The 23,846-nt window shown below is 33.9% G+C and carries 19 protein-coding genes; 10 read left to right on the top strand and 9 right to left on the bottom strand.

The genetic code is table 11. From position 1 onward, the window contains the following. From FC091_RS00865 to FC091_RS00850, 4 genes are read left to right on the top strand one after another with little or no spacing between them, the layout of a single operon-like run. On the top strand, positions 1-1,878 hold the full coding sequence (locus tag FC091_RS00865) for a DUF262 domain-containing protein (RefSeq protein WP_138432391.1): 1,878 nt from the start codon (positions 1-3) through the stop codon (positions 1,876-1,878). Further along, positions 1,875-4,349, top strand: coding sequence for a DUF262 domain-containing protein (locus tag FC091_RS00860; protein WP_138432390.1), 2,475 nt, complete (start codon positions 1,875-1,877; stop codon positions 4,347-4,349). The genes FC091_RS00865 and FC091_RS00860 overlap by 4 nt, the downstream gene beginning before the upstream one ends. Beyond that, complete coding sequence (locus FC091_RS00855; RefSeq protein WP_138432389.1) at positions 4,346-7,378, top strand: type I restriction endonuclease subunit R; 3,033 nt, start codon at positions 4,346-4,348, stop codon at positions 7,376-7,378. Before FC091_RS00860 ends, FC091_RS00855 begins: the two co-directional genes overlap by 4 nt. Positions 7,379-7,388: 10 nt before the next feature. Beyond that, positions 7,389-8,096: a M48 family metallopeptidase gene (locus tag FC091_RS00850; RefSeq protein ID WP_246035776.1), complete on the top strand. Its 708-nt coding sequence runs from the start codon at positions 7,389-7,391 to the stop codon at positions 8,094-8,096. Between the two features lie 629 nt (positions 8,097-8,725). Here FC091_RS00850 and FC091_RS00845 read toward each other — a convergent pair. Both FC091_RS00845 and FC091_RS00840 read right to left on the bottom strand, forming a co-directional pair. Then, a complete protein-coding gene (locus tag FC091_RS00845) occupies positions 8,726-10,780 on the bottom strand; it encodes an ATP-binding protein (protein ID WP_138432388.1) in 2,055 nt (684 codons plus the stop codon). 54 nt (positions 10,781-10,834) lie between these two features. Then, positions 10,835-11,791 carry an NAD-dependent epimerase/dehydratase family protein gene (locus tag FC091_RS00840; RefSeq protein ID WP_138432387.1) on the bottom strand — a complete coding sequence of 319 codons (957 nt, stop codon included), beginning with the start codon at positions 11,789-11,791 and terminating at the stop codon, positions 10,835-10,837. Positions 11,792-11,957: 166 nt separating this feature from the next. Between FC091_RS00840 and FC091_RS00835 the strand changes: the two genes are divergently transcribed. Both FC091_RS00835 and FC091_RS00830 read left to right on the top strand, forming a co-directional pair. After that, the gene (locus FC091_RS00835) at positions 11,958-12,485 is read left to right on the top strand and encodes a hypothetical protein (RefSeq protein WP_138432386.1); all 528 of its coding nucleotides are present in this window, start codon (positions 11,958-11,960) and stop codon (positions 12,483-12,485) included. Between the two features lie 190 nt (positions 12,486-12,675). Next, positions 12,676-14,742 (top strand): M13 family metallopeptidase, encoded by a 2,067-nt coding sequence (locus FC091_RS00830; protein ID WP_138432385.1) that lies wholly within the window; start codon positions 12,676-12,678, stop codon positions 14,740-14,742. A 68-nt stretch (positions 14,743-14,810) separates the two neighbouring features. On the opposite strand, the gene FC091_RS00825 is transcribed toward FC091_RS00830, so the two are convergent. After that, positions 14,811-15,515 carry a protein kinase family protein gene (locus FC091_RS00825; protein ID WP_138432384.1) on the bottom strand — a complete coding sequence of 235 codons (705 nt, stop codon included), beginning with the start codon at positions 15,513-15,515 and terminating at the stop codon, positions 14,811-14,813. 69 nt (positions 15,516-15,584) lie between these two features. Further along, the gene (locus FC091_RS00820) at positions 15,585-16,394 is read right to left on the bottom strand and encodes an NAD(P)H-binding protein (protein WP_171032430.1); all 810 of its coding nucleotides are present in this window, start codon (positions 16,392-16,394) and stop codon (positions 15,585-15,587) included. 112 nt (positions 16,395-16,506) lie between these two features. Here FC091_RS00820 and FC091_RS00815 point away from each other — a divergent pair, with 112 nt between their 5' ends. Next, complete coding sequence (locus tag FC091_RS00815) at positions 16,507-16,989, top strand: CBS domain-containing protein (RefSeq protein WP_138432382.1); 483 nt, start codon at positions 16,507-16,509, stop codon at positions 16,987-16,989. Here the strand turns inward: FC091_RS00815 and FC091_RS00810 are convergent. After that, positions 16,986-17,336, bottom strand: a complete 351-nt coding sequence (locus FC091_RS00810; protein ID WP_138432381.1) for a hypothetical protein — start codon at positions 17,334-17,336, stop codon at positions 16,986-16,988. The genes FC091_RS00815 and FC091_RS00810 overlap by 4 nt on opposite strands. A gap of 266 nt (positions 17,337-17,602) precedes the next feature. On the opposite strand from FC091_RS00810, the gene FC091_RS00805 reads away from it, so the two are divergent. Next, the gene (locus tag FC091_RS00805; protein WP_138433059.1) at positions 17,603-17,800 is read left to right on the top strand and encodes a transposase; all 198 of its coding nucleotides are present in this window, start codon (positions 17,603-17,605) and stop codon (positions 17,798-17,800) included. Positions 17,801-17,980: 180 nt separating this feature from the next. On the opposite strand, the gene FC091_RS00800 is transcribed toward FC091_RS00805, so the two are convergent. Continuing rightward, positions 17,981-18,586 carry a hypothetical protein gene (locus FC091_RS00800; RefSeq protein ID WP_138432380.1) on the bottom strand — a complete coding sequence of 202 codons (606 nt, stop codon included), beginning with the start codon at positions 18,584-18,586 and terminating at the stop codon, positions 17,981-17,983. Positions 18,587-18,666: 80 nt separating this feature from the next. On the opposite strand from FC091_RS00800, the gene FC091_RS15355 reads away from it, so the two are divergent. Together FC091_RS15355 and FC091_RS00795 are read left to right on the top strand one after the other, a co-directional pair. Further along, positions 18,667-18,798 carry a hypothetical protein gene (locus FC091_RS15355; protein WP_262708971.1) on the top strand — a complete coding sequence of 44 codons (132 nt, stop codon included), beginning with the start codon at positions 18,667-18,669 and terminating at the stop codon, positions 18,796-18,798. A 379-nt stretch (positions 18,799-19,177) separates the two neighbouring features. Beyond that, on the top strand, positions 19,178-19,510 hold the full coding sequence (locus FC091_RS00795; RefSeq protein ID WP_138432379.1) for a single-stranded DNA-binding protein: 333 nt from the start codon (positions 19,178-19,180) through the stop codon (positions 19,508-19,510). A gap of 173 nt (positions 19,511-19,683) precedes the next feature. On the opposite strand, the gene FC091_RS00790 is transcribed toward FC091_RS00795, so the two are convergent. Genes FC091_RS00790 through FC091_RS00780 form a run of 3 tightly spaced genes read right to left on the bottom strand, consistent with a single transcriptional unit; the run spans position 19,684 to position 23,725 of the window. Continuing rightward, entirely contained in the window at positions 19,684-20,454 is a 771-nt protein-coding gene (locus FC091_RS00790; RefSeq protein ID WP_138432378.1) for a 3-hydroxybutyrate dehydrogenase, read from the bottom strand. Beyond that, positions 20,447-21,229, bottom strand: a complete 783-nt coding sequence (locus FC091_RS00785) for an alpha/beta fold hydrolase (protein WP_138432377.1) — start codon at positions 21,227-21,229, stop codon at positions 20,447-20,449. The genes FC091_RS00790 and FC091_RS00785 overlap by 8 nt, the downstream gene beginning before the upstream one ends. Before the next feature lie 18 nt (positions 21,230-21,247). Continuing rightward, positions 21,248-23,725: a TonB-dependent receptor gene (locus FC091_RS00780; RefSeq protein ID WP_138432376.1), complete on the bottom strand. Its 2,478-nt coding sequence runs from the start codon at positions 23,723-23,725 to the stop codon at positions 21,248-21,250. Between the last annotated feature and the right edge of the window lie 121 nt (positions 23,726-23,846).

The following is a 23,846-nucleotide window of genomic DNA, read 5'->3' as shown; positions in this document are numbered from 1 at the left end:
TTGGATAAAAGTAACGAAGACATAGTATCAATAGAGGCTTTAAAAGACTATCACTTTCTGGTAGAGGATTACCAAAGAGGTTACAAATGGGGTTTACAGCAGGTTCATGAGCTACTGACAGATATCTTAGAGTTTGAAAGGGGAGGAAATGAATCCTTTTATTGTTTACAACCTTTGGTGGTAAAGCCCATCAAAGAAAACACTTATGAGCTTATAGACGGTCAGCAAAGGCTCACAACCATTTTTATTATACTTAAGTGCTTAAAAGAAAATATCTACAGTATAACCTATAGAACTAGGGAAAGCAGTGAAGCATTTTTAAATGAGATAACCCAAATAAATGGAGTAGCAGGTATAGATGTACAAGCTGACTTGGATACTCAAATTACACCAATGCTACAAAAAGCATGGACAGCGTATGCTAAGGATTTTGAAGAAGACGATATAGATAATGTAGATAATTACCATTTTTACTGTGCGTATCAGTACATTAAAGCATGGTTAGATTATATGCAAGAGTCACGTCAATACTTTAAAACTAACCTATTAGAGTATGTTAAGATCATCTGGTATCAGCATAAAGGAGAGGAAAATCCCGAGGAGGTTTTTATTAAATTTAATCAAGGAAAAATAGAGCTCGCACAGGCAGAGCTTATTAAAGCATTATTCGTTCTACAGCTTAACGAGGAAAAAAACGTAGAACTACGGAGTTTTAAATTAAACCAGTTCGCCGAAGAGTGGAATTTTATTGAAAATCAACTGCAAGACGATACGTTCTGGCTTTTTGTTAGTAATGACACTTCAGATAATAAAAAGTCCAACAGAATAGACCTGCTATTCGATTTAATCAGAGAAAAACCTGCGAGTAACAATGACGAACTCTACAGTTACCATAAATACTTGCAGGAATTCAAGGATCATAGAATAAATAACGACCAAGAAAGGCTTAATTGGCAAGAAATCAATGAGCTTTTCAATCAACTATACGAGTGGTATCACGATAGACATTTATATCACCTCATAGGATTTATTGTATTTGAAGGTATAACAACAATATCGCAACTTAAGAAAGATTACGAAGAGACTTTAATAAAGTCTGAATTTGTAGAAGGCTTAAAACGAGCTATTTATAGTTATTTGTATGGTGACAAAGCAAAGGATAAATTCAATTTAGAAACAGTGACCTATGGCGGAAGCAACAAACAAATAGAAACCATACTGGTACTGCACAATATTATTAACTACTACTATACAGATAACTACTACAGATTCCCTTTCGATAGGCTTAAAAAGGAACAAGGTTGGAGTTTAGAACATATACATGCTCAGAATACTGACTTGTTTGAAAGTATATCACAAATAGAATCTTGGTTAAGGGATATTGAAGCTTTAGCGGATAACTTTAGTCGAGAAAAAGAACTTAATAAAGACAATCTAGAAGTGCTTCAAAGCCGGATTGCGATAGTACGAAGTAAAACTAAGGAAGAAGGTGTTTCAGGTAACGACAGAGAGTTAAAAAGGCTTGTAAGAAGTCTAGATGAATCGGTTTCTAGTTATTTTAACAAAGACAGTCTTAGCAATCTTTGTCTTTTAGACAGACGCACAAATAGTAGTGTAGGTAATTTGTTTTTCAATGAAAAGAGGGAAAAGATACTAAACATAGATAAGATGACCTTAGAAGAGTACAATAAGGAATATGAGAAAAGCGAAAAAATCAAACCTTACATTCCTATAAGTACAAAACATGTATTTTTAAAATACTTTACAAGTCAAGGAGATGTGAACATGACATTTTGGGGATCGATTGACAGGGATGACTATCTTCAGAATATCCAATCAAGTATCGAAAAATTCCTAAAAACAGAAGCTATAGTATGAGACGAAGCGAAACGTTTTGGAGGTTAATACAAGATAATAGGATCGTAGTACCTGTGATACAGCGTGAGTACGCTCAGGGTAGAGAAGATGATAGGGTTAAGACTATTCGACAAAAATTTGTAAAAGACCTTATAGTTTCTCTAACCGATAAACAAGATGTTCCCCTTCACTTAGGCTTTGTTTATGGTAAGATAGATGGTAAGGAAAAGGTTGAAGAACGTCAACGAAACAAAAGAGCCATTGAGAATATACTAAACGCAGTAGAAGGATATGCCAAGCAATTGGATATGGGGATTATTACCAAAATAGAATCGTTAAGTAATGAAAGAAACGACGATGTAAACCTTCCTATATTTATACCCTTAGATGGTCAGCAAAGGCTTACGACGTTGTTTTTACTGCACTGGTACTTGGCGGTACATTCGGCAAATTCAGACCTAAAAAACCATTTAAAAACCCTTAGACGATTTACTTACAAAACACGTAAGAGTTCTATGGAATTTACTAATGCTATCTGTGATTTTGAGAATGTAGAGGATATAAAAAGTAGAAAATCTTCTGTATCAGAAAACATTAAAAATAAAGTATGGTTCAGGCATATATGGCTAAAAGATGCAACTGTCAGAGGTATGTTAGTAATGCTAGACGAACTCGACAGCCAGTTAAGTAGTGCAGAGGAAAAAGAGCGCTTGCTAGAGAGATTGATTGACATAGAAAACCCAAGTATTGCCTTTGATTTTTTGGATTTAGATAAGCTAAACCAAACAGATGAGCTTTATGTTAAAATGAATGCAAGGGGAAAACAGTTGTCAGAATTTGAGCATTTCAAGGCTTGGCTTCAAAATTATGTTTTTAAAAATGAGTACAGCGATAATATTAAAGAAAAGGATTGGAAAAGGAAATTAGATAAGGAGTGGCTAGACGTATTTTGGAAAAATAAGAGTCCTAGCATATTTTATGTAGATGATATTATGTACCATGCCTTTAAGCAAATAACACTATATCATTATATAGCAACTGAGGGTAAAAAGGTTGATGAAGAATTTACACGTATAGTAAGAGAAAGTGCCTACATCCCATTTTCGCTTTTTGAAGAAAAGGACTTTTTTAATATTGAAACACTCAACTTTCTGTTTAGCTCTCTAAACGCAGTTTCAAATCGGGAATTGATAGCTAAGTACGAAAACTGGCTACAGGAAATCACGGGAGAGGTATTCTTTGGTGAAGACCTTCATCTTACAAAGTTTTACCTTAACAATGACCAAGCTATAGACAGACCAGAATCTGTTTTTTATTATGTATTGCTACTATTCCTCAATTACTCACAAGAAAAAGACTCAGAAGACAAATTCAAAAAATGGATGCGGTTTACGAGAAATATTATTTTCAATACCTATATCCAAAACCCTTCCAACTACATTGACGCTGTAATTGCCTTGTATAGTCTTAGGGAACATATAGATACGATAGACAATTACTTGTTGGAAGAAGGAGGTAGTGTTTCTTTCTTTGGTGATACTGTAAAGCAGGAATTAATCAAATTTAATCTAAAAAGAGATACGGATAACGATTGGGAAATTAAGATAAATGAGACTGAAAACCATAAGTACTTTAAAGGAGATATAGGTTTCATATTAAAGCTATCTTTAGAAGACAATGTTTATAACTATAAAAATTTCGTTTCCTTTAGTAACTGTGCAAGAGAAGTGTTTGGCGAAAAGATCAGAAGTCATGAAGAGAGTATTCTTCAGAGAAGTCTGTTAACCTTTGGGGATTATTTACCTAGTGTTCGGGTAAATCATTTAATCCCTTTATCTAATGGTGATTCACTTAGAGCGAGAAGAGATAATTGGCAGAAAGTATTCAATAGTGAAAATGGGTTAAACATTCTTAAAAACTTCTTTATCGCTATCGAAAACAGTTTAGGGGATTTAAAGACCTATCTTAATGCAATAATAAGTGATTATAGTACCAAGGATTGGAAGTGGTACTTTATATCAAGTCGTCACGCAATAGATTTTTGTAAAAAAGGATTCATAAGGTATAACTCTGAAGATGAAATCTATCTCTTGCGAACCACTAGGATTTATGGAAGCCATGCAGAATTGAGATCTTATGTGAACTATTGTACTCAAGAGGTGCAGGCGATGGACCCCAAACCTTTTAAAAAGATTTTCTTTTGGGAAAACCCAATGTCCAGACATACATTCTCGTGTATCATTTTTGAAGGTTGGAAGTATCGAGACCATTTATACAATTTAGAGCTTACCTACACTACCAAAAAGGAATTCTTAATGCAATTGGTGAGCAAAGAGAATACGATTATCAATTCAGATATAATAGAGAAATTAAGCCTGCACGAATGGCAGATAGACAATTCTGAAAAGAAAGTATATCTAACTTTCAATGATGAAACAGAAATCAAAACCAGATTGTCAGACACACTACAAACCTTATCCAAAGTACGATGAATAATAGTATAGGTAAATCAGAATTAACGACTCAAGAACGAGTAATAAAGCTATTCCAAGAAGAGTTAAAATACACCTATTTGGGTAATTGGGAAGACCAATCACGCACCCAGCCCATAGAAGAGGCTGAACTCTTTGCCTATTTAACCCAAAAGAAAGGATACTCAAAAGTTCTCGCACAAAAAGCAATTAGCAAACTTACTACAACAGCTACAAACTTATCTGAGGGATTATACGAAGCTAATAAAAAGGTTTATGGGCTTTTGCGTTACGGTGTAACTGTAAGAGAGGATATTGGAGAATTAAAGGAAACAGTTTGGTTAATTGATTGGAAGAATCCTAATAACAACCAATTTTCCATAACAGAAGAGGTGACAGTTATAGGCAAACATACAAAACGTCCGGATTTAGTGATTTACATCAACGGAATAGCCGTAGGAGTAATTGAGCTTAAGCGAAGTAAGGTAAGTGTTAGCGAAGGCATCCGTCAAAATCTAGACAACCAGAAAAAAGACTTTATTGAAAAGTTTTTTACAACTATGCAATTGGTAATTGCAGGTAATGATACCCAAGGAGCACGTTATGGTACTATAGAAACACCAGAAAAATATTATTTAAAATGGAAAGAGGAAGAGTCCATAGAATATGATTATATCTTAGATAAACATTTGAGTCAGCTTTTTCAAAAAGAGCGCTTAATTGAGTTTATACATGATTTCGTCGTATTTGATAAGGGGACTAAAAAACTGGCAAGACCAAACCAGTACTTTGGTGTTAAGGCTGCACAAACCAATGTCCTAACTAATACAGGTGGGATACTTTGGCACACACAAGGATCTGGCAAAAGCCTTACAATGATTTGGCTAACAAAATGGATTCGCGAAAACATAAAAGATAGTAGGGTACTCATTATCACAGACCGAGATGAACTAGACGACCAGATAGAAAAACTGTTCAAAGGAGTCAACGAAAGTATCTACCGTACCAAGAGTGGGAGAGACCTAATAAGTGTACTCAATCATAAGACTGAAATGCTAGTTTGTAGTTTGGTACATAAGTTTGGTCGTAATTCAGAAGAAGGGGACTATGATTCCTATATCGAAGAAGTAAGGGCAAATTTGCCCTCTGATTTTAAGGCTAAAGGTAATATTTATGTATTTGTAGATGAATGCCACCGAACCCAATCAGGTAAATTACATGAGGCAATGAAAATGATTTTACCTGATGCGCTCTTCATTGGTTATACCGGAACCCCATTGCTCAAAAAGGATAAACAAAAGAGTATAGAGGTTTTCGGACCGTACATAGGTGAACCATACAAGTTTGATGAAGCTGTAGAGGATGGTGTAGTATTAGATTTACTGTATGAAGCGAGAGATGTAGAACAGTTTGTAACAGATCAGAGAAGTGTCGATGAGTGGTTTGAAGCAGAAACGAAAGGATTAACAGATGTTGCTAAAACCGAGCTTAAAAAACGTTGGGGAACTATGCAAAAGGTATTGGGATCTGAGTCTAGGCTAAATAAGATAGTTATTGATATAGTTAAAGATTTCAAGATAAAGCCGCGTCTATCGTCTGGAGATGGAAATGCAATGTTAGTCTCTGGTTCTGTTTATCAGGCATGTAAATATTACGAACTATTTCAGAAGGTAGGTTTTAAAGAATGTGCCATTATCACCTCATACCAGCCACATCATGGTGATATTAAAGGGGAGGAAACAGGAGAAGGACTAACAGATAAACTTCTAAAGTATGAAGTTTATAAAAAGATGTTGAATGGAAAATCCACAGAGGATTTTGAAGCACTAGCCAAATCTAAATTTATAAACGAGCCCTCAAAAATGAAGTTACTGATAGTCGTGGATAAACTTTTAACAGGTTTTGATGCGCCTTCAGCTACTTATTTATACATTGATAAGTCAATGCAGGATCATGGGCTTTTTCAAGCGATATGCCGTGTAAATAGAGTGGATGACGACAGTAAAGACTATGGGTATATAATAGACTATAAAGATTTGTTTAAGAGCCTTCAGAAATCCATCTCAGATTACACTTCTGAGGTTTTTGATAACTATGATGAAGACGATGTTAAGGGGCTTTTAAAGGATAGATACGAAGAAAGTAAAGAGCGCTTAGAAACCGCTTTAGAATCGGTTAGAGCTATGTGCGAGCCAGTATTGCCAAAAGACGAACCGACATTTATCAAATTCTTTTGTGGTAATGCGGAAGATCCAATGGCTATTAAGGCTACTGAAGAAAAACGTGTCGCACTATACAAAGCTGTCGTCAAATTGATAAGAGCTTATGCCAACGTAGCAAACGAAATGCATAAATTAGGCTATTCGTTAAAGGAGGCTAGTAGTATTAAGGAAGAAGTAAAATATTACTCAGATCTTCGAGAAACCATAAAACGGGCAAGTGGAGACTATTTGGATTTTAAGCGATTTGAACCAGGTATGCGACAGCTTATGGATATGTATCTAGACGCTAAAGCTTCCAAGAAAATATCTGATTTTGAAAATCAAAGCTTAGTTGAACTTATTGTTAAGGTGGGGGAACCTGAAGAGGAATACTCAAATTCAAAAAAACAAGAAGCAGTAGCAGAAACTATAGAAAATAATGTACGTAGGGTAATTATTGAAGAATCCCAGACCAATCCCAAGTACTACGAGCAAATGTCCAAGCTTTTAGATGAAATCATTAAGCAGCGAAAAGAACAGGTCTTAAATTACGTTGAGTACTTGGATCACATCAAAGAACTAGCAAAAAAAGTTTCTAACCCAAAAGATAGCGGATCCTATCCAAGTACTTTAGATAGCCCTGCCAAACGATCACTTTACGACAACTTAGACCAAGATGAGTATCTGGCATTAAGACTTCATGAAGTCATTCAATCTTCAAAATTAGATGGATGGCGTGATGGCGGCATAAAAGAGAAAAAGCTAATGTTAGCGGTAAATAAAGTTCTGGATGATCCAGATAAAACTTTAGAAGTTATGGATATTATTAAAGCACAACGTGAATACTAAACAGGAATCTTTGAAGATAGCTAACGTAGAAATAGATATTGTCCGCAAAGACATAAAGAATATGCATTTAGCCGTTTATCCACCCAATGGTAAAATACGTCTATCAGTGCCTTCCAAAACAGACGAGGAGGTCCTTAGGCTGTTTGCTATTTCAAAATTGGGGTGGATAAAAAAGCATGTTAAGAACTTTCAAGCTCAGCCAAGAGAGTCTATTAGAACCTATGTTTCTGGTGAGAGTCATTATTTTCAAGGTAAGCGTTATATTCTAAATGTGATAGAGCATCAAGGTAAAAGTAAGGTAAGCATAAGGGGAACGAAGTGCTTAGACCTTTATGTTAGGAGAGGATCAACTAGAGAAGATAAAGCTAAGGTTTTAAAAGAGTGGTATAGAAGAAAACTGAAGAAGCAACTTCCAGATATAATTTCCAAATGGGAGAAAGAAATAGGGGTTAAAGCCAGCGATTGGGGTGTACGTCAGATGAAAACCAAGTGGGGTGCTTGTAACATAGAGGAGAAAAGGATATGGTTAAATCTAGAGCTTTCCAAAAAGCCAACGATATGTCTAGAATACATTGTAGTTCATGAGCTTGTTCACTTACTAGAAAGGCATCACAATGACCGTTTTATTCAATATATGGATACATTTATGCCAAAGTGGAGACTCTACCGTAATCAGCTGAATAGCCTGCCTGTGGTTCATAATGACTGGGGATATTAGTAGCGTATGAGTAATTCAAAAGTGGTAAATACAATAGAACGCATTATTGACTACAATGAAATACAGATTCTAATTTTTTAGAATATTATATTATTTACAGAAGCCTTTCTAAAGATGGTTGGCATTCCTGCAGGTAGATATATTTTATGTTATCACTTCGATTTGTAAATCAGTTAGAATTTGCGTGAGGTAGGTTAAATACCCTAGGAATTAGATGTGAATTTGGGTTAACTAGGAATATTCTATAAAATACTATAGACCTTTAATAAAAAGAATCGGAGTCTGGTGCTTGCATTTGTACTTGAATTCACTTTAAATAATTGCAATTCATATCAATAAGAAGCTTGTTTTCCACATGATTAAAAATTCATAACTTAGCTATACGAAATAGATAATAAACATAAAAAAGGTATACAATTCGGATACCCTTTGAAGTTTAGAGTATATAAATAAAAGATATAGTGATGTTTACAGTCGTTGGTTCGAGCCCAACCTGAGGAGCAAAAAAAGCCTGATAATTTTATCAGGCTTTTTTGTTTGCATAAGTTTTAATTACCAATAACCAATATTAAAAATTAAGTTTCCTACCACTTATTGGTAATTAAACTAAAACTAAAAAATACTGTAAGTTACTTATTATTGCTTGCGAAGTACTTAATTAATAATTCATGTAATTTTTCTTGAGATAGTGGCTTTGCCAAATAATCCTGCATGCCATAAAATAAGGATTTATTGATTGTTTGTGTCGTAACGTCTGCAGAAAGCCCTATAATTAGTGTTTCAGGATTATTCTCTTTTATGAGTTTTGTAGCTTCATAACCATCCATTTGAGGCATGTGTATATCCATAAAAATTAGTTGATAATTATTATTTTTTGCCATCTTAACTGCTGAAATACCATCATTGGTTTGTTCTGATTTAATACCAAGGTTTTCCAAAAGCTTGGTTAAGACAAGTATATTTATGTTATTATCATCTACAACTAAAACTTTTAATTCAGAAGAATTGAGATCTGAACTTTTATCATAATTAATCTCACTAGCCTCCAAATCTGATACTTTAAAAGGGATGTTAATCTGAAATGTACTACCTTCTCCAAGTTGACTTTCTACTGAAATTTCACCACCCATTAACTCAACTAAATTCTGACTAATCGCTAGACCAAGACCACTACCTTCATGCTTTTTCTTAATACCTTGATCTACTTGTGTAAATCTTTTAAAAATTTTAGAAAGTGTGTGTTGAGGAATTCCAATGCCTGTATCAGATACTTTAATATTTATAACTACACCATCATTTTTTACAGTCTCTTCGTAAATTACTATGGTGCCACCAGTACTTGTAAATTTTAAAGCGTTTTTTATAAGGTTTATAATGATTTGATTGAACTTACCTTGGTCTCCAATTACAGAGAGATTAGAGTCAGAAACAGGGCTAAGATTTAGGTAAAGATTTTTAGCTTCAAACTCATCTTTAAACTGACTTACTAAGTTAGATACCGCTTCACTTGGTTTAAAGGTAACCTCGTTTAAACTGGCTTTTCCAGACTCAATTTTATCTATCTCCAAAACATCGTTCACTAAGGCTAGAAGGTTTTTAGAAGATTGATCCATTAAATCTATATAGTGATCATGATTATCACGTTTATTTGAGTTTTTTACTAATTGTATTAACCCTAAAATACCATTTAGCGGAGTTCTTATTTCATGACTCATATTAGACAAAAACTCTGTTTTAGCTCTAGAGGCCTTTTCAGCTCTATTTCTCTGTTCACTGAGTTTTTCGTTTGTTATTTTTAATCTTTTATTAGCTTTAAGAGCTCTTAATGCTTCTCGTTTTGCCCTTAAATAGAAATAAATAAGTAAACTCATTAAGGTAGACAGTATCAAACCAAAAAGCAACATATAGTTTATAGAGGAGCTTTTATCACTTAAGAAACTTGCAGAGGCTGGAGTAACTTTAATAGCCCAATTTTGATTATCTAAAGTATCTACTTTAAAAACGTTGGTATACACAAAATCTTGGTTAACAACCTGTTCATTAGGTTCATTTTTTGTGTAAAAGACGCTGTTGTTCTCGTCTCGCATTTCAATACTATAATCTGGGAGATTTTCTGCAAATGCATCAAGATTGTTTTTAAAATCCATACCAGCAGTTATTGTACCTTTAAATTTATTATCAAAATAAACAGGCACATCTACTAAAAAGGCATGTCCACCCTGAGTCATTTTAGACCAAGGTGTAATATTTGTTGAGCCATCTTTACTATGCCTAATCCACTCCTCGCGACGATAATTTATTTTAGATATATCTAACCCAATTGCAGCTTCATTACCTTTTGTTGGGTTTATTTTACGAATTATCATTTGATTATCAATCCATTCTATAAACTTAAAGGAAGCATTTTGTTGCAATATTAATTCTGCATCATTTTCCCAGTAGTAAAAATAGTCGCCATTGGTAATCTCAAACCTATATTTTAAGTTCTCAAGACTTTGTATATCTCTTTTAATTATGGAAAGAAATTTTTTAGAAAGAAGTTCGCCAGAGTTGTGCACCCGTTTCTGTAATGCTAATTTTTGAGCAGTAACAGATTGGTCCCATAGAAATAGAACGAGTAGATTGAGGAGTAAAAAGGAAAAAAAAGGGATTAATACCTCTCTTTTTTTAACTTTTGAAAACATTTGAGGCTTTAAAGTGCTAAATATAATAAAATTATGTAAACTAGACAGTTAAGGCTAGTCATTAGCATATCTTTTGTTTAATTCTTTTAACATCACTTCTGTCATTGCATCCAAATCAAAACTGTGTTGCCAGTTCCAATCATTTCTAGCTACAGAATCATCAATTGTTGATGGCCAACTATCAGCAATGGCTTGCCTAAAATCTGGTTTGTAAGTAATTTCAAAGTCTGGAATGTGATGTTTTATGCTTTCAAAAATTTCTTTTGGTGTAAATGAAATCGCCGAAAGGTTATAAGAAGATCTAATGCTTAAATTTTCAGCAGTTGCTTCCATTAAATCTACCGTTGCTTTTATCGCATCATCCATAAACATCATGGGTAAACTTGTGTTTTCAGAAAGAAAACATTCGTATCTACCAGATTTGATGGCTTCATGATAAATCTCAACAGCATAATCTGTTGTACCACCTCCAGGCATAGCTTTGTGACTAATAATACCAGGATAACGAATGCTCCTAACATCAACACCATATTTTTTATGGTAATACTCGCACCAACGCTCACCAACTTGTTTAGTAATGCCGTATACTGTGGTTGGTTCGCAAATTGTGTGCTGAGGTGTATGGTCTCTTGGAGTTGATGGTCCAAAGACAGCAATACTACTCGGCCAATATACTTTTTTAATGGTACCACCTTTTGCTAAGTTCAAAACATGAAAAAGCGAATTCATGTTAAGATCCCAAGCTTCCATAGGATATTTTTCACCTGTTGCACTTAAAAGCGCAGCCATCAGATAGACTGTATCGATATTGTAGTTAATACAACAATCTTTGATGGCATTAAAATTTTTGGCATCAATAATTTCAAAAGGGCCAGAGTTTACTAAATCTAATTTTCGGGTATTAATATCGCTGGCAATAACATTCTCAACGCCATGTATTTCCCTTAACTTGGTGGTTAGTTCTGTGCCTATTTGTCCACAGGCTCCAATGATTAATATTTTAGAAGGCATAAGTGTAATTAAAGTATTCTCAAAAATATGAAGAATTTATATGTTCAAAAATTAAAATTTTCAAAAAAAACGATGTTTAAGTAAAAAGTTGATAATCTATATTTTAAGAATATACTATAAATTGAAAATAATAGTTTAAGTATATTTACATCAAATAAAAACGGTTATGAGAATTGGATTTTTCCTTCTAAATGTATGTTTTCTCCTCTTCATAAATTGTGGAGATGATAAGTTGTCTTCTGAAGATAATACTGAAGAAAATACGACTCAACAACCAGTTATTACAGCTAAAGCAATAGAGGGTTTTAAATACACGGATTATGTATTAAGCCCAAGAGGTGAAAAAGCTGTAGCAGATTGGGAAAAATATCAAGAATTGGCCATACAGATTAATTATCTCAAAAAAGCAGATTTGTCATTTTTTAATGGCGATAAGGAGCTACTCACAAAGTTTATTGATGAATTTAAAAAACAAACTCCGAGTTTACTTAAAACAAATCCTATCATATCGAGAACCGCAATTATTGAAACTACACTTTTACGATTAAATGAAAATTTAATACTAGATAACATAGACAACCAACTAAAACTACAAAGTGTAAAAGAAGTGTTAGTCGCATTTTCTAATCTTAATTATCAAATAAATAAGAAGTTAGAGCGCGATTTATATGAGAAAATAAAGTCTGAATTCTAGCGCTTTATTTGTGTTAAAGTTTTTTAAAGTTGTAACATTTATCTGTTCTACAGGTCTTATCACTAATTACGTTTAATTCGAATTAACTAAAACCAAATTATGACACGAGCACATTCTTAATACAATCGTTTTCTAGAATGATCAATAGCGAATTGCATGTGACCATAATTAATCAAACAATTAAAAACACATGAAAACCAATCTTAGTCGCGTTCTAGCGATATCAGGTTTGGCTTTCTTTACTGTATTGGGATGTAAGGAAGAAGCCAAGAAAGACACTGCCATGGCAGAAGAGAAAATTCCAGGTATTATTTTGGAAAATATGGACACAAGTGTAAGTCCTAAAGAAGATTTTTACAAGTATGTTAACGGAAAATGGCTAGAAACAAACACCATTCCAGACGATGAAACACGTTGGGGCGGATTTGGTGTATTGCGTAAATCTACGAGAAAAGATGTATTAAATATCTTAAATACATCTAAAGAATTAGGAACATACAAAGAAGGCTCAGACCAGCAAAAAGCATTGTTGATTTTTGAATCTGAGTTAGATACAGTTGCGCGAGATGAAGCTGGTATAAAACCAATACAGCCATTATTAGATAAAATAGATGGGATTAAGAACTTAAACGACATGCAGACAGTTTATGCTTCAACACTAGGAGTAGGAGCGCCATTTGCAGGAATAGGCTCTAATCCTGGGCTTAATGATAGTAGTATGAACATGGCCTGGTTGTTCCCAGCAGGTTTAGGATTACAGCGCGATTATTATTTAGATCAAGACGAAAAAACTAAAGAAATAAGAGGACAATATGTAGATCATATAGCAAGAATGCTTCAATACATAAATTACTCTGAAACTGATGCTAAAGTTGCAGCTGAGAAAATCCTTGCTATGGAAACACAACTTGCTGAACCACGTTTAGATAAAGTTGCTAGTAGAGATATTAGAAATTTCAACAATCCAACATCAGTTGCTGATTTACAAAAAATGGCACCATCTATCAATTGGCAAAAGTTTATGGACGATATGGGAATTGAAAAGAAAGTAGATACGCTTTTGGTAATGCAGCCAAAGTATATGAAGGTTATGGATGCGTTTTTAAGATCAACTTCAATAGAAGATATTAAGACGTTAATGGACTGGAGTACTTTAAACGGAGCCGCAGGTTATTTAACTACAGAAATTGAAAAAGCCAATTGGGAGTTTTATGGAAAAACTTTAAACGGTTCTAAAGCTATGCGTCCTGCAGATGAGCGAGCTCTTGGCACTGTAGATGGAAGTGTTGGTGAAGCTGTGGGCCAACTTTACGTGCAGGCAAAATTTCCACCAGAAGCAAAAGAGAAAGCTGAGAAAATGATAGAAAATGTTATAACAGCATTTCAAAACAGAATTACCAATTTAGATTGGATGAGTGATGAAACTAAAAAGAAAGCTATTGAAAAGCTGGACAAGTTTACTGTGAAAATTGCTTATCCAGATGAGTGGGAAGGCTACTCAGATCTACAAGTAAAAGAAGGAAATTCTTATGCAGAAAACATGTTGGCTGTTAGTGCATGGTCTCAAAACAAAAACTTAAGTGAAATCAACGAGCCTGTGGACAAAACAAAATGGGGAATGCCACCACAAATGGTAAATGCTTACCACAATCCATTAAACAACGAGATTGTTTTTCCAGCAGCAATTTTGCAACCTCCTTTCTACAACTACACAGCAGATGAAGCTGTTAACTACGGTGGAATAGGCGCTGTCATTGGCCATGAAATCTCACATGCCTTTGATGATTCTGGTGCGCGTTTTGATGGTGATGGTAATGTAAATAATTGGTGGACACCTGAAGATTTAGCTGAGTTTGAAAAGCGAGGAAAAGCATTAGCAGATCAGTACTCTGCGATAGAAGTATTGGATAGTGTTTATGTTAATGGCCCTTTTACTTTAGGTGAAAATATAGGTGATTTAGGTGGAGTACTAGGTGCTTATGACGGATTACAATTATACTTTAAAGAAAACGGAAGACCTGATGATATTGATGGATTTACACCAGAGCAACGTTTCTTTATGTCTTGGGCAACAGTATGGAGAACACTTATTAGAGATGAAGCTTTAAGAACACAAATTAATACAGATCCGCACTCTCCAGGTCATATTAGAGCTACACAGCCTTTAAAGAATGTTGATGCTTTTTATGAAGCATTTGATATTAAAGAAGGTGACGCTATGTACTTACCGCCAGAAGAGCGTGTAAGAATATGGTAAACTAAAGGTGAATTAAAACTAAAAAAGCTGCCCATTGGGCAGCTTTTTTGTTCAATATTTTTAAGAATTTAGTTCTTGTTAGCAGCGGCTTGTTGTGCTTTTTGGCTTTCTAATGCTTGTCTGCTAACTTTTGCCAAATTAAAATTAGGATCAATGGCAAGTGCATCATTCATAAGTTTAATAGCAGCATCAATGTTAGCTGATTTATTTTCAGTAAACATTAGTAAGCCTTTTAAACAAAGAAGCGCAGCTTTCATAGACGTTTCATAGGGTTGCTGAGTTTCGTAAAACGCACGTTTCATATCGTCTTTTACATTAGCCAAACCATATTCAATATTAGTTTTAGCACCAGCTAAATCATTCACTTGAATTTTCATATCAGCCATTTCATAAGCTAAATACACATTCGGATCTCTTTTAAATAAAACCTCATAATGCTCTAAAGCTAGTTTTGGTTGATTAAGATTTTTAAGAGCTAAAGCTTTTACTTCAACATTCATATCAGAATCTGAAGCATTTTTTTCTACACCAATAGTGTTTAGAGCTTGCATATATTTACCTTCTGAAAGGTATAAATAAGCTAAAGTATCTTTTCTTGCTACTGAAGGCTCAAGTATATTAAGATGCGTTAATGCATTAATAATACCTTGTACATCACCTTGCTTTTTCATCTCTTTGTAAAAAGTCTCGTAATGTGCTTTTAAATCTGCGTTAGTCTGGGCAAAAACACTTACCGAGAAAAGCATAACAACTGCAATTGTAATCTGTTTCATTATAAATAAAATTTTGAGGGCTAAAACTATAAAATTTTGTCAATATAGCTCTTAATAAACTATTAATTTCTATAGTGCCTGTTTAAAACTGTAGTTCAAAAGTTGTTCCACTTTGGTGCTTGCAATAATTTTTCCTTTACTTTTTTCTGAAGTGTTGAACTGCGGTAGATCTAACCGATGTTGTTTGCAAAAGGCAGTATAGTATTCTTTTTTGGTAGGATGCTCAAGAAATACTGCGTTAAAAACATGATTCCAAATATCTTTTTTTAGGATTAAAGAAATAATATTAATACAATCTTCTTTATGAATAAGATTAACAGGTGCATCTGGGTTAGAAATGTCTGTTCTACCAGCTAAGTACATGGCAGGATGTCTCTGCGCATCGAATAAACCACCAAAACGAATGATTGTAGTATTAAAGTTGGTGTTTTCTTTAAGCATCTTTTCAACAGTAATAAGTTGTTCACTACTGTTGGATGTTGCATTTGGAACAGAATCAGCGTTGTAAGTTGAAAAATCAACATCGTCTTTAAAAACAGAAGTAGTGCTTATGTATATAATGTTTTTGATGTTTTCATATGCTATTACATCCATCAAATGCTGTATTTCAGCCACATGATTTTTATTAGGATTTCGTCTTAAACCAGGCGGAATATTAACGATAACCGATTCGCTTCCTTTTAAAAAATCGATGTAATTTCCACTTATACCATCTTCATTTAGTTGAATATGATAGGCTTCAATGTTGGCATCTTCTAATTTTTTTAGTTTATCTTCTGTGGTAGTTGAGCCTTTAATGTGGTAACCTTCTTTAATAAGGTTTTGGGCTAAATCAAAACCGAGCCAGCCACAACCTATTATACTAATTTGCTTTTTCAAGATGTAATTATGTTTTATGATAAATGTACGTAACAATTACTTAAGAATTTTTTGATTTTGCTAACCGATTAATTTTCAGTAACTTTAAATTAAACACTAAAAACTAAATGTTATGGGAATAAAAAGTTTTCAAGGAGCACGCAAGCAGCAACAGAATACTGCACCAGCAACAGCACTAAAAGTAAGAGATTACATGACCACTAATCTTATAACGTTTAAACCAGACCAAACAGTGCAAGAAGTGGTAGAATCTCTTATAAAGTATAAAATTTCTGGTGGACCAGTGGTTAATGAGAGGCAAGAATTGGTTGGTATTATATCAGAAGGTGATTGTCTAAAGCAACTTAGCGAAAGTCGTTATTATAATATGCCATTGGAACACGATAATGTAGAAAAACGTATGGCAAGAGATGTAGAAACTATAGATGGTAATATGGATGTTTTTGACGCAGCCAATAAGTTTTTAAACTCTAAACGCAGACGTTTTCCTATTGTAGAAAATGGTAAGTTGGTAGGTCAGATTAGTCAGAAAGATATTCTTAAGGCCGCTTTACAACTTAAAGGAGAGAATTGGAATAGCAGCACAAAAGGTTAATCATTTCGTTTTACTAAAGCATAATAATCTCCTTCCAGAGGAAGGTAGCCTTGGTCATATACAAAATAGTATATAGCACCTGCCTTTGTGGTGTATATACTTGTAAAATAGTTAAAGTCAAACCCCTTTTCTATGAGTTTGGCTCTAGAGCATTTTGTTTTTTTGTTAGGGTTTAACGCTTCTAAAATTCTGTAGTTTTTTCTTAGCCTATTATTTGTGTTTCGTATTAGATTTTTAGAGTCTTTGTTAATACGATTATTATGTGCGTTTCTGCAACTGTCGCTACAAAACTTTTTGTCAATCCGACCAATAATTCGATCTCCGCACTCAGGACACGTTTTATGCATAAGCTAATTTTTGAATACTACAAATTACAAAATATTCGTTTACAAACGCTTGTAATTAAACTGAAAGATTTTTCTTATAAAATTTTACCATGTATCTGGTTATTATTCTTTATTTTTGACGTGTTAAGATTTTTAAGGGGAATCTTAATATAATCCATTGAACTCTTAAATTAATAGCTAACACAAAGCACCTCTGCTAGGAGGTGCTTTTTTTATTTCCAGATATTTAACATCTATGTAGAGGATCTAAAGTACATACCAATACAATTGAGAACTTTTGGTCTGTTTTAAAGCGTGGTCTTTATGGTATTTACCACCAAGTAAGTGATAAGCATTTAGAACGTTATTTAGATGAGTATTCGGCTAGATTTAATACTCGTTCTTTAGATAGTCAAGAGCGTTTTGAAAAGTTTTTACAAGATAGTGAAAGTACTTTGAGTTATAAGAGATTAACTAATATATAAAATACAAAGAGACCGCTACAATAGCGGTCTCTTTTATATTTTGAATTAATTAATTTTCTAATTTTTGACACTTAACACATTAATGTCTAATGTCGTTTAAATGATTGAATTTCATAATTTTAGAATTTTGAAGTTAAACAAATATATAATAAATAATGTAAATATTGTGCCAATGTTGTGTTAATCTGGAATTATTTCCATTGTTTCACCAGAATTGAACTTGCCACAAACTATATGTGACTTTCTATCAGTATATTTCATTTTATGAACTTTTCTACTACCAGACTTAGAATGGTATGATACTATCTGAAACTCTACCCATTCATTGTTTTTGTCCCATTCTTTCTCTAAATTTCCATTTAAAGCAATTTGTCGACAATTATCAAAATAAGTTGTATTCTTTTCTTTTGTACCAACTATAAATTTTACTGAATTTCTTTTTTTAAAAGCAATATCTCTAGCTTCATAATTTTTATTTCCGACAGTTGGACCTTCAAACCAATCCTCCATTATAAACATTTGATATGACACATCTTCAATGTTAGATTTGGTTCTATTTATAATTTTTAAAACATATTCATATTGAAGGTTGCCATGCTCATCTTTAATATGATTACCATTTTCATCTAGTTTTTTTTCTTTAGCTATGTGATCACTAATTTCAATTTTTGGCTTAATACTCTTCATTATGTAATAGTAAACAACAGCCGCTACTACTCCAGATATAATACCATAGAACAAAGTCAGGCACACATCTAATGCGATGTTTAGATATAAAATACTCATACGTTAACTTTTATTTCTACTTAAGGGATAGAATCGCTAATATATAATTTTTTTTAAAATACATTGACTATCTTTGTTTTATGACTAAAAATCACGACAAAAAACCTACCAACAAAAACGGTAGTTTAAAAATTAAAGGCACTTTGGACGACGTTCTAAAGGTGTCAGTTCTTCAACCTAAAGAGGACAATAAAGATAAAAAGGATGATTAATTCTATAATGTTAGTAGAATTATAGATAAGATCGTCACGTTCATTGACTGCAATAGTTTAATTAGACCTTGAATGGTCGGCAAGGTGCTCAATCTCGAATTGCTGAATTAGTGGCAAGGGTAAGACGGTTAAATGAATTGCGTACTTCTCAAAAAAGCGAAATCTCGCTAACGTAAAATTACTTATAATGTTTGTGGTAAATTGTATATAGATGCCTATAATAACAAAGCATTATACGTTTGCAAACGACTACAAACATTTACAAACGAAATTAAATAGGTAACTACCGACTAAAGTTTGCTAGTCATCTCATCTTTGCAGTGTTGAATCATTGAAGGTTCAATTGTATTAACTGTTTAACATATAAAATTTAGAACACATGAACACATTAAAAAACAAAGTACAGTTGATTGGTAATTTAGGAAAAGACCCAGAAATCATTAACCTTGAGTCTGGTAAAATGTTGGCAAAGTTTTCCATCGCTACTAATGAAAGTTACAAAAATGCCAATGGTGAAAAAGTAACAGACACACAATGGCACAATATTGTGGCTTGGGGAAAAACAGCTCAGATTATTGAAAAATTTGTAACCAAAGGTAAAGAAGTAGCTATAGAAGGTAAGTTGACAACACGCTCTTGGGAAGACAAAGACGGTATGAAACGTTACACCACAGAAGTGGTTTGTAATGAGTTGTTAATGTTAGGAAAGTAAAAGTGTAATTACATAAAAAAATAGACATCAGAAGATAAATAAAAACTTAAAAGATTCTTCTGATGTCTTTATGTATTGCAGATTATAGGTCTACAAATTGTATTTAATAATTTGAAAAAATACTCTTTACCAATTAACTAACTCTTATCAAATTATATAATACTATTCCTTGTTTATTGTGCACTCCAACCTCCATCTAAGGCAAAAGAAGTGCCTGTTATCGTTGCAGAGCTATCCTTAGCCAATAATAAAGCCATATCGGCAATAGCTTTTAATGGTACAAACTCTTTAACAGCTTGTTTTTTTAGCATTACTTTTTCAACGACTTCTTCTTTAGACATTTGGTGCGCTTTTGCTTGGTCTTTTATTTGACCTTCTACTAACGGTGTTTTTACATACCCAGGGCAAATGGCATTACATGTGATATTATGGTTTGCTCCTTCTAATGCCAATACTTTGGTCATGCCAATAACACCATGCTTTGCTGCGACATATGCTGTTTTATATTCTGAGGCTCTTAACCCATGAACCGAAGAAATATTAATAATCCTACCGAATTTTTGAGATTTCATGTATGGCCAAGCAGCTTTTGATGCGTAGAAAGCCGCATTCATATTCACAGCTATGATGTTTTCATATTTTGTATTTGGAAATTCCTCAATAGGTGATACAAATTGAATACCTGCATTGTTGATTAAAACATGGATTGTTCCAAGTGTTTCAATGGTTTGTTGAACAAGATTCTCTATGGCTTCAGACTGTAACATATTGGCATTAGAAAATGAAGTTGTAATCTTGTATTCTTCACCTATAGATTTGGCAATCTCTTCACCATTATCTTCTAAGCCGTGAAACATAATATTATAACCTTCCTTAGCAAAATGTTTGGCTATACCAAGACCTATACCGCTTGTGCTTCCTGTAATGAGAGCTACTTTATTCATTATTTAAAAAATTTAACAAAGCATGATTAAAAGCCTCTGGTTGATCTAAAACAGCTCCGTGTCTAGAGTTTTCTATTACTACTAGTTTAGCATTTGGTAGTCTTGATACGTACTCTTCTTTGAAAGAAACAGGTGTGTAATCCATGTCTGAAGCTACGACTAGAGTTTTGGTTTTTATATCTTTTAGTTTTTCGCCCAGTCCCCAATTCATAAGTGTGGTGAAGGATTTGTAATACGCATTATAATCGTTTAGTTTGCAACGCTCTTCAAACTCGTTTCTTAAACCTATTTGGTGATCTTCGGGAAACATGTTAAATGAAATCTCTTTAGCTAATGCTTCAAGCCCTTTAGTTTCCAAAAACTTAGTACGACTATGGAGTAGATCTTCACCAATTTGTCCCATATTATTAAAATCTGGGCCACTATTAACAATTACAAGCTTATCAAGATATTCCGGATGTTTTGCTGCAAAGTCAAAAGCCACTGCGCCACCCATCGAGAAACCTATTAAAGTTGCTTTTTTTATGTCTAGGGCTTCTAAAAAACATTTAACATCTTCAGTCATTAAATGTACACCGTAATCCGTTTTCGGTATCGTTGATTTGCCATGACCTCGTAAATCTAAAGTTATAACTCTAAAGTACTTAGAGAAGAATGGGACTTGAGCGTCCCAATCTTTTTTTGTAGAGCCCAAACCATGAAGCATTAGCAAAACATTGCCAGAGCCTACATTTTCATAATCTAGGTCAATATTATTAACTCTAATTTGTGGCATTAGAAAAACGTTTAGTTGTTACTGGTTCTTTTTGTTTTTTGTAAAATTGAGATTGTATTTTAATTCAAAAGAAATTAGCCTACCAATTGCTGGAGAAGCCACAAACTCTCTCATTTCTGTGTCAAACAAATTGGTAACATTTAAACCAAACGAAACGTTGTCATTTAAGGTGTATCCTACGTTGGCATCAATTACAAAGCCACCTAGTGGACCATAGTTCCATGTTCTTCCTACTTGGGCATTTTCTACGATTTCATTAACACCATCACCATCTAAATCTTGAGTTTTCGCAGCTACATTGATACCAGAGAAGAAATCATAATCTTCTATCCAACGGCCAAAAACGGCACCGTAGAATTTATTTTTTGTGTAATGCAATCCAAGATTTACTTTATTGGCAGGTGTGTTTATTGGTAACTCGCTTTCTAAAACCACACCATCTAGGTTACCATCGTTGTTGAGGTCGTCTGTGTCTATTGCACTTCCAAAATAAGAATAATTAAGCGTTGCTCTTACTGCATCAGAGAAATAATAGTTTAACCCGATATCAAAGCCGTAAGTATCAACTTGTCCAAAATTGCTATATGTAAGTAAAAATGGTGAAGCACTTGCACCAGGTACTACATCATCAATTGGCTGACCACCTATTTCGGTAACAAAAATACCATTCTCTGCATCAGCAATATTACGTAATGGACTTATGAAATTTTCTGACATGTTGTAATAAACACTTGTATCAATAAATAGTTTATCAGCTAATTGTCCTTTAAAGCCAAGTTCGAACGTGTTAATTGTTTCAACTTCTAACGGATCAATTACAGAACCATCACTTCGTGTAAATCCTTCGCCATTTCCTAAAACTAGACCACCAAATAGATTACCACTAAGGTTAAGTATCGACGGTACCGCCATACCTCTTCCGTAGGTAAGTCTAAACGTTCCTGCATCTATTGCTTTTGTAATAGCGGCTTTTGGTAGTATATTGGTGCCGTACAAATCATGATTATCTGCTCGTATACCTGCTAAGAAATTCCAGCCAGAGTCTAATTTATATTCAAATTGTCCGTAAACACCTGTTTGTCCTATTTCTATCGGTCCATCTTGGTCTAATAGATAAGTACCTTTAGAATCTGCCATGTCTAACTGGTATTGCGCACCAACCGTTAGGTGAAAGTTACCCCAATTATTATTGTACTGTGCTTCTGCGTTAAAACGTTCGGATGCGTCCCTAAATAAAGCCCCTCTTGGTATAGCTATACCAAAAGCAGGTACCCATTGCTCAAAAAGCGCACGATCCCAAGCTTCTTCTTCAGAGAAACCATTTTCAATAAAAGAAACATAGTTTTGTGTACGCTGATTGATGGCGTAAGTCTCATCTGTTCTACTCCATGTGTAATATGCATTGGCGAAGAAGTTTTTAGAAACAAATTTTAACTGTGCAAGGTCTATAGTCCAATCTTTAATTTGGTTTCTACCTGCATTAGTTACCCCTAAATTGGTATTATTGCTGTGACCATAGTATCCGATAAGTTCAGACTGCTTACCAGTCTTGTAGTGTACTGCACCACCATATCTTAATATATCAAAATCACGATCTAATCTCTCTTCTGTATATGCTGTATTACCAACGTAGACTGAGTCCACATACTGAAACTCCCTACCAGCTGTTCTTTCAAAATGAACTTTGTATGATAATCTATCATTGATAACCTGAGCATGGCGTAAACGACCTGTGATAACGTTTTGGTTACCACCACCAAAAACGAGAGTAGTTCCTTCAGATGTTCTCGGGTTTTTTGTAATTGTACTCACTAAACCATTGTGAGCGTTAGGTCCGTAGAGTGTTCCGTTAGGTCCTAAAAGAATTTCAACACGTTTTATATCATCTTTAGTAACTGTTGAGAATGTTCCGAATGGTAGTCCTGTGGCTATGAGCATTGAAACCCTGTCATCTGTAACCTGAAGGTTTTTTGAATTAAAAGCTGAGTTAAAACCTCTAATATTAATACCTGTTCCTAAAACACCTGTACGAACAAAGTCCACACCCTTTTGTCTTGCGGCAAGTTCTCCGATATTAAAACTTGGGAACTGTTGGATGTCTTGTGCTCTAATAACACTAACAGAAGCTGGCACGTCTGTAATTTTTTGAGGCTGCTTGCTCGAAGTGATAATAACTTCGTTTAGCAAACTGTCAGACTCTTTTAATATTGTATTTAGCATTGTTGTTTGTCCTGCTGTAACAGAAATATCTTGTGTTACAGTTTCAAAACCTACGTATGAAATTGAAACACTATGAGTGCCTTCGGCAACATCGTTAATAGTAAAATTACCGTCAAAATCTGTAACAGCACCTTTGTCTAACGCTTCAATATAAACAGTTGCTCCTGATAATGGCATACCATCTCCAAGAGTTATTTTCCCTTCTATTTTTCCTGTGTTTTGAGCACTAGCAAATAGAGAGCCAATAAGGGTTAGTAATAGTAATAATTGTTTCATAATTATAGATTAGTTGTTTGATTACATTTTATTGCAATCTATTATGAAAAAGAAAACATACACGTTTAAAAAAGAAAGTATCAAAATGTGACTTTTTATAGTTATGAGATCAGAAAAGAGG

This window comes from Winogradskyella algicola, assembly GCF_005869935.1.
GTDB classification, from domain to species: Bacteria; Bacteroidota; Bacteroidia; order Flavobacteriales; family Flavobacteriaceae; genus Winogradskyella; species Winogradskyella algicola.
The sequence above is the reverse complement of the archived record's forward strand: the minus strand, read 5'-3'. Positions and strand labels throughout refer to the sequence as shown.